The sequence below is a fragment of the uncultured Clostridium sp. genome, assembly GCF_947036855.1.
In the GTDB taxonomy this organism is placed as follows: domain Bacteria; phylum Bacillota; class Clostridia; order Clostridiales; family Clostridiaceae; genus Sarcina.
The window spans coordinates 1-7797 of the sequence record NZ_CAMQRY010000111.1 but is presented as its reverse complement, the minus strand read 5'-3'; the positions used below and the strand labels follow the sequence as shown (position 1 = coordinate 7797).

Below are 7797 nucleotides of genomic sequence, written 5' to 3'. Positions count from 1 at the left end.
TTTTAAGAATATCCTTAATTTTATCATTATTATACATAGAATCACTAAAGTTATTAGCAAGCTTACTTGCATATTTTTTACTCTTAGCTTTATCATTTTCTTTATTCAAAATAGCAAGTTTATATAAAACTTCTTCAGTATAAGTTTTATCTTCGCCTTTATACTCTGAACTTATATATTCCTCATAATATAAATTTGCATTTTTATTATCTTCTAATCCTTCAAAAGCTCCCGCAAGCATATAAGTTATATGCTGATCTAAATAACTTTCTTTTGAATATTTTTTTGCCATAAGGAGTGTTTCTTTCCCACTTTCAAAAGCTTTAGCTTTAATACTTGTTTTACCTTTTGAATACATTTCATCTATTCCTTTAGTACTCATAAATATCTTAGCTTCCTTTAAAACTTTTCCATCTTCTTTAGATAAATCTTCTTTTTCAATTCCTACTAAATTTTTATCTATCCATTTAAAATCTGAATTAGATATAGCATTTTTTAGTTCCTTAACACTTCCAACTACTATATTATCACTTTCTGTATCTTTATCCTCTGCTAATTCATCCTCTTTGCTCTCTTTATCTATTTTATCAACTTTCTTATCTTCAGTTTCATCTACTACTTCATCTTGAACATCTTCTTTAGGGATAGTTGCTAGATTTTTATTCCCTAGCTCACTATTTTTCATAAGACTTACTCCACCAATAAGAACTACAACAACAGACATAACTATCATTATTTTCTGCTTATTGAAATTTAAACTTCCAGTTTCTTTTTTAATTGTTTCTAAATTACCTTTTGCAACTGCGTTATTTCTGTCTTTATCTAAAACTAATTCTATTTGATTTTTAGCAAGGTCAAAATTCCTTTTCTTTATATAACAGTATGCAAGTGCATTTCTAACATTTATTATGTTATAATCACTTCCTGATGCTGCTTCTAATGATTCTATAGCTGATTTTATTTCTATCTTTTCTATCATTTCTAATGCTTGCTTATATCTGTATTCGTTAATTCCATCCTCATTTACATATGCATCAATATACCCTCTTGCTATCTCATCAGAATTAAAATCAATATTTATTTTCCAACTAGTTATAGCTTTTTGTCCTTGCCCTTTTAAATAATAAATCATTCCCCTAAGATTTAATGCAGCCGAATTTTTCATATCATATGAAATTGCAATATCAAGATTTGCTATAGCTTTTTCAAGGTTCCCTTTATGAAAATTCTTAACCCCTCTATTATAGAACTTTCTAGATTCTTTCATCTTCCCACCCCTAAAACTTCAAAATTTTTCCATTATAACTATTATACCAAGTTTCTTTATACTTTTTTATTTTTTTGCAAAATTTAACTATTTGTTTTAAATTAACACAAAAAAAGAGATAACATTGCATCATCTCTAAAAAAAACTATTTATCAAACACAATCGACTTTGCAAAAGCAAAAATTTCTCTAAAATAATAATATGGTGCAAGAGTATAAGGAGTTTTAGTTCCAAATGTACTAAGACTACCATATTTAAGTCTTTTACCTAAAAAATAACTTCGCATTGTATGGAATCCATTAGTAAAAACTTTTATATCCAGCTCTTCTATATCCGAACCTTTTTTATCCTCTATTATTTCTTTTGAAAACTTAAAATTTTCAAATGTTGATGTTGATTCATCTTCTAAAATAATTTTATTATTATCAATCCCTTTATCAACTAAATATCGCCTCATAGCCTCTGCTTCTGAAATAAGTTCATCATGCCCTTGCCCACCAGAAACTATAATGAAATCATAATCTTTATTCTTATTTACATACTCAATAGCACCATCAAGTCTAGTTTTTAGCATCTGTGAAACCTTATCTCCCTCAAGCCCAGCACCAAGTACCATAACAACATCAGTTTTGTCATAATCTTTATTCATCCCAAATATAAGCATAGTAACACTAGCTATACTAACCAAACTAATAGCTAAAACAATAAGTCCTACCACCTTTTTCCTCCATTTTGTATATATATCTATATTCCGTCTTCTTTCATACCTTAAATCCAAAAAATATATTGATACTAAAATTACTCCAAGTAATAAAATACATAAATTAATTATATTTACTCCAGTTGTACAAATTATAAATACATAATATGCTAAAACTAATACTCCACTAATCAAACTTTTTTTACTTATCATCTATACCCTGTCCCCTCTATAAATTTTATCAATTTACCCTTAATATTAACATAATAATTATTTTTTCTTTGTCGTATTTTGTCTTTTTCAAATAATTTTGAAATAAAAAAAGACATCCATTTCTGGATGTCTAATATATCTAAATTACTCTTGTTCCATTATTACTTTTTTAGCTGTTAATATTGATGATGCACTCATTGAGAATTCATCTAAACCATACTCAACTAATGTTGGGATAGCTATTTCATCTCCAGCCATTTCTCCACACATTCCTACCCATTTACCATGTTTATGAGCTCCATCAATTGTCATTTTGATTAATCTAAGAACTGCAGGGTGCATTGGGTTGTAAAGGTATGAAACTTTTTCACTCATTCTATCTGCTGCAAGTGTATATTGAATTAAATCATTTGTTCCGATTGAGAAGAAATCAACATGCTTAGCAAGTTCATCAGCCATAACTGCTGCTGCTGGAATTTCTACCATAATACCCCATTGGATACTATCTGATACTTCAATTCCTTCAGCTACTAATTCTGCTCTACATTCTTCTGCAACTTCTCTTGCTTGTTCAAATTCTTGTATTCCTGAAATCATTGGGAACATTACTGCAAGCTTACCGTATATTGAAGCTCTAAGTAAAGCTCTTAATTGAACCTTGAATATTTCTTTTCTATCAAGACATAATCTGATAGCTCTATATCCTAAGAATGGGTTCATTTCTTCTGGTAATGGTAAGTAAGGAAGTGTTTTATCTCCACCAATATCAAGTGTTCTGATAACTACTTGCTTACCAGCAGTTTTTTCTAAAACATATTTATATGATTCAAACTGCTCGTCCTCTGTTGGAGCACTTTCTCTATCCATATATAAGAACTCAGTTCTAAATAAACCAACTCCATCTCCACCATTAGCCATAACTTGATCTACATCTTCAGGCTTACCAATGTTTCCACAAACTTCTACTCTTGTTCCTGATTTAGTTATAGTTTTAACATCTATTAATCTTTTTAATGCTTCTAATTCAGCTTCAAAAGCTTCTTTTTTAGCTGTATATTCTGCTATAAGCTCTTCTGAAGGATTTAATATTGCAATTCCTTCTATTCCATCAAGAATTACTTTATCTCCATTTTTAAGAGTATCAGTAATTGTTCTAAGTCCAACTATAGCTGGTATCTCAAGTGTTCTAGCCATAATAGCTGAGTGAGATGTTCTTCCACCTATATTTGTAAGGAATCCAACAACTTTACTTCTATCTAATTGAGCTGTATCTGATGGTGTTAAATCATGAGCTACTACTACTGTATTATTTGGTGCATTTTCAAATGGATTTACTGCAACTCCTGCGATATTTGCAATAATTCTATTTGAAACGTCTTTAAGATCAGCTGCTCTTTCTCTCATGTAAGCATTGTCCATTGACTCAAATATTGTAACAAATGTATTTTTTGTATTTTCAACTGCTTTCATAGCATTTAATTGTTCATTTTCAATAGCCATATCCATTGCTCCAGCAAATTCTGGATCATCAAGTAATGTTATATGAGCCTCGAATACTTCTGCTTCTTCCTCACCCATTGACTCTGCTGCTTTAGCTTTTATTTCTGTTAACTGCTCTTTTGAAGCCTCTAAAGCTTTTGTAAGCTTTGCTTTTTCTGCTACTATATCAGTAATTTTTTCATCTGATATAATTATTTCCTCATGCTTTTGAATTAAAACTGTTCCGATTGCATATCCTTTTGATGCTGCTATACCCTTCATCATTTCAACTTCCTCCTTAAAACATAACCTATTTTTTATTTTTATTAATTTCTATTTTTATATATTCTATAGTTTGAATAAAACTATAAACTTACTTTACATATTTATTCTATATACTATTAATAAGCAACTTCTGTGCCAACTGTATGTCAGTTAAATTATTGTTTATATTATTCACAATTTCTTTTTATTTTTATTTGGCATTTTAAATGCAACTGTATATTATATGTTTACTTTTGTTATTTATTATATATATTTTACTTTTACTGTATATGATTTTTCTTCATTAATCCTTATACTATATACTAATTATATCACCTTGATAAAAAGTATCAAGATTTACATATTAATTTGATATTTTTTATCATATAATATATTTATTGATATTTTTTATCAACTTTTAAGAAAGGTGGGCTTTATTATGTATCATCAAAATATTAAAATTACAGCTTCAACCGGTATCCATACTAGATTTGCTGCTATGATTGTTAGTAAAACCGCAGAAGTTAAATCAAAATATAAATTAAACATATATATAAAGAAAGAAAATTATACCGATTGGCTTGGTGTTAGTATGCTTGGAATACTTGCACTTAAAATTACCACAGGTGAAATTATAAGCTTTGGTTGTTCTGAGAAAGGACTTATAGCTAAGGTAGCCATACAATCGCTTATCGACTATATTGATAACTGCATTAACTCTGAAACAAAGTTGCTACCAAAAATAGATGAATTTATTGATGAGTCAAATATTGCACATGAACAGGTGCTTGATGAACTTCCTATTGGAATAATCGCTATTGATATCCATGAAAATATAACTAAAATAAATTCTTATGCCCTTAATCTTTTAAAGAAAAATTTATATGAAACACTTGGAAAGCCAATAAAAAAACTTATCCCTAATTCAGAACTTACTGATACTTTAACTTCAAAAGAAAAAGAAATGGGTAAAATTCTGTACTTAAATAAAAATACTACCATAGTAAATCGTTCTCCTCTCTTTTCACATGGAGAGCTTATTGGTGCTATCTCTGTTATACAGGATATATCTGATATGGTAGGTCTTAAAGAGATAAATGAAAGATTCACTAAAATCCTTGAAAACTCTAGCGAGCTTATTTGTTTTGTAGATGAGTATGGAAAAATAAATTATGTGAATCCTGCTTATACTAAAGTTTTACTTAAAGAAAATACTAATATAATTGGGAAGGACATCTTCACTTTATCCCCAAATGGACATAGAGCTAAATGTTTTAAAACTAAAGAAGCTATAAAAAATATAATACACTCTAAAAATGGTGTTGATATAATTAGTAAAATTGACCCTATCTTTATTGATGGTGTTTTCAAAGGAATTATATCTACATCTAAACCTATAAATGAACTTAAAGGGCTTATTGATAAACTTGAAAAATCTGAGGAAGAACTTAATTTTTATAAAGAAGAATTTATAAAGCATGTTCATTCTTCTGCATCTAATGATATAATTGGTGCTACTTCTAGCCTTAAAGATATAATGTATATCTCTGAAAAGGCATCTAAAAGTACATCAACTGTTTTAGTTCGAGGTGAAAGTGGAACTGGGAAAGAACTTATTGCTAAGTTTATTCACAACGAAAGCAAAAGAAAAAATATGCCTTTTGTAAGAGTTAACTGTGCTGCTATTCCTGAAAATCTTTTAGAAAGTGAACTTTTCGGATATGAAAAAGGAGCATTTACAGGTGCTGTTAAAGCAAAGCCTGGTAAATTTGAAATTGCTGATGGCGGAACTATCTTCCTTGATGAGATTGGAGATATGCCTATGTCTATGCAAGTTAAACTTTTAAGAGTTCTTCAAGAAATGGAAATTGAAAGACTTGGTTCAATTGCTCCAAAAAAAGTTGATGTTAGAATTATTGCTGCAACTAATAGACATCTTGAAGATATGATGGCTGAAAATACATTTAGAGAAGACTTATTTTATAGATTAAACGTCTTATCTGTAATGCTTCCTACACTTAAGAATAGAAAGGAAGATATTCCTATTCTTGTAGAGCATTTTATAGAAAAAATAAATAAAAAGCTTAGTGTAAATATTAAATCTATTGATTTGAATGCTTTGCATATTTTAGAGTCTTACAATTTCCCTGGTAATATTCGAGAACTTGAAAATATTATTGAAAGGGCTATGAACTTATGTGATGGACTTACAATAAAATCTTCTGACTTCCCAAGTTATATACTTGGCTCTTTTGATAAGTCATCTGATATTTTAAAACTTGATAGTGATAATATCCTTCCATTTGAAGAATATGAAAAAAGAATTATTACTGCCGCTATAAATAAATATAAATCTTTTAATAAAACTGGAAAGGCACTTGGGCTTACTCATAGAACTATCTCACTTAAGTGCAAAAAATATGGAATCAATACTGATAAATAAAAATAGAGCTATATAAGTTAGACTTCCTCTAACTTATATAGCTCATTATTTATAGTTTTATATAATTCTAGCCATCAAAACTTCATGTTCAAATCCAGTTTCAGTTATAACTGAACATTTTTTCTTGCCCTCTTTTATAAATCCAAACTTTTCATAAAGTTTTATTGCATTATCATTACTTTCAAAAACAGTTAGTTCCACTCTTTTAAGTTTAAGCTCATTATCTGAAAGTTTTATAACCTCTTCCATAAGTCTTTTACCTATCCCCATTTTATGATAATCTGGGTTTATCATTATAGTAAATGTACCACTATGATATTTTTTATGGTGTGGATACTTATTTAAAGCAATCATTCCCACAACTTTTTCTTCAAACTCTGCAACAAACCAAAATTCATTTTCAGTTCTAGAACCAATTCTACACTTCATCATATTAGCTGATTCCATAGGAGATGCCATTATATTTTCTATAACACCATTCATTTTTCTTATTTTACTAAGTGCCTTTGCATCCTCTAGCTTAACATCCCTGATAATTAAATTTTCCATAATTGTCCCCCTTAAAACTGATTAAATAGTTTTTTCAATTATTTCTAAATTATTACCTATACAATAAAGAACCTTTTTATCTAAATTTAAAATAGCCATATGGTCTCCAAATGTATAGTTTATGTTAGCTATATAATTTTCCCCTATAACTCTTATAGGACTTACATTAAAGTTTTTAATTGTTGTATGACCTATAATTATATTACAGTCTAAATTATCTAGCTTACAAAAATCAAATCTGATTGCATTGAGATTGAAATATCTATCCCAAACAAGGTCTGACTTTTCTAAACTACATAAATTTTCAATTATTTCATTTTTTCTAAATGATTTAAGTTCATTGCTTGGTCCTGCATGAGTTATTATATTTTCTCCTCTAGCTATATAATATGGTCTCTCTTTTAAAAAATTATATAATTTTTCAAATTTATTTTCACCATCTTCTATACTGTATTTAACAAGAACTTTAATAGTTTCCATTCCACCATTTAATAGCCATAAATCAATAATTTCACTTTCATAGTTGTAACTATCATCAAAAAACTTTGTTAGCAGTCCTGTTTCATATGCATTAATGAACATTAATTCATGATTTCCCATTATTAATTCTACATTTGGAACTAAAAATACAAATTTTATAACATCTAGAATTTGACTTCCTCGATCTAGAATATCTCCATTTATTATTAAAGTATCTTTTTCAGTAAATTTAACATGCTTTAGAAGTCTTTTGAGCGCATTAAAATTACCATGAATATCACTAACAACATAGTCCATAACTTTGCTCCTTTGAATTCTTTCTTACCTTAAATCCTAAATTAAAAGCCATAATATTGCAAATTAAATATTCATATACAAACTTAATATTTATTTAATAATATA

At 28.3% G+C, this 7797-nt stretch carries 6 protein-coding genes; 1 reads left to right on the top strand and 5 read right to left on the bottom strand.

Annotated features, from left to right (window positions below; all coding sequences use genetic code 11):
* The 3 genes from Q0V15_RS10305 to ptsP form a co-directional block, all read right to left on the bottom strand.
* On the bottom strand, positions 1-1267 hold a 1267-nt coding region (locus Q0V15_RS10305), incomplete at its 3' end, for a hypothetical protein (protein WP_297438685.1).
* A 145-nt stretch (positions 1268-1412) separates the two neighbouring features.
* On the bottom strand, positions 1413-2180 hold the full coding sequence (locus tag Q0V15_RS10300) for a YdcF family protein (RefSeq protein ID WP_297438683.1): 768 nt from the start codon (positions 2178-2180) through the stop codon (positions 1413-1415).
* A 144-nt stretch (positions 2181-2324) separates the two neighbouring features.
* Positions 2325-3944: a phosphoenolpyruvate--protein phosphotransferase gene (gene ptsP, locus Q0V15_RS10295; protein WP_297438682.1), complete on the bottom strand. Its 1620-nt coding sequence runs from the start codon at positions 3942-3944 to the stop codon at positions 2325-2327.
* Positions 3945-4362: 418 nt separating this feature from the next.
* On the opposite strand from ptsP, the gene Q0V15_RS10290 reads away from it, so the two are divergent.
* On the top strand, positions 4363-6366 hold the full coding sequence (locus tag Q0V15_RS10290; RefSeq protein ID WP_297438680.1) for a sigma 54-interacting transcriptional regulator: 2004 nt from the start codon (positions 4363-4365) through the stop codon (positions 6364-6366).
* Between the two features lie 57 nt (positions 6367-6423).
* Here Q0V15_RS10290 and Q0V15_RS10285 read toward each other — a convergent pair whose 3' ends face one another.
* Together Q0V15_RS10285 and Q0V15_RS10280 are read right to left on the bottom strand one after the other, a co-directional pair.
* The gene (locus Q0V15_RS10285; protein WP_297438678.1) at positions 6424-6915 is read right to left on the bottom strand and encodes a GNAT family N-acetyltransferase; all 492 of its coding nucleotides are present in this window, start codon (positions 6913-6915) and stop codon (positions 6424-6426) included.
* Between the two features lie 21 nt (positions 6916-6936).
* Positions 6937-7692: a metallophosphoesterase gene (locus Q0V15_RS10280; RefSeq protein WP_297438677.1), complete on the bottom strand. Its 756-nt coding sequence runs from the start codon at positions 7690-7692 to the stop codon at positions 6937-6939.
* Between the last annotated feature and the right edge of the window lie 105 nt (positions 7693-7797).

Excerpts from the sequence above, each read along its gene's own strand:
- ptsP (WP_297438682.1), bottom strand. The coding sequence starts at position 3,944 with ATGATGAAGGGTATAGCAGCATCAAAAGGATATGCAATCGGAACAGTT.
- Q0V15_RS10290 (WP_297438680.1), top strand. The coding sequence starts at position 4,363 with ATGTATCATCAAAATATTAAAATTACAGCTTCAACCGGTATCCATACT.
- Q0V15_RS10285 (WP_297438678.1), bottom strand. The coding sequence starts at position 6,915 with ATGGAAAATTTAATTATCAGGGATGTTAAGCTAGAGGATGCAAAGGCA.
- Q0V15_RS10280 (WP_297438677.1), bottom strand. The coding sequence starts at position 7,692 with ATGGACTATGTTGTTAGTGATATTCATGGTAATTTTAATGCGCTCAAA.
- Q0V15_RS10300 (WP_297438683.1), bottom strand. The coding sequence starts at position 2,180 with ATGATAAGTAAAAAAAGTTTGATTAGTGGAGTATTAGTTTTAGCATAT.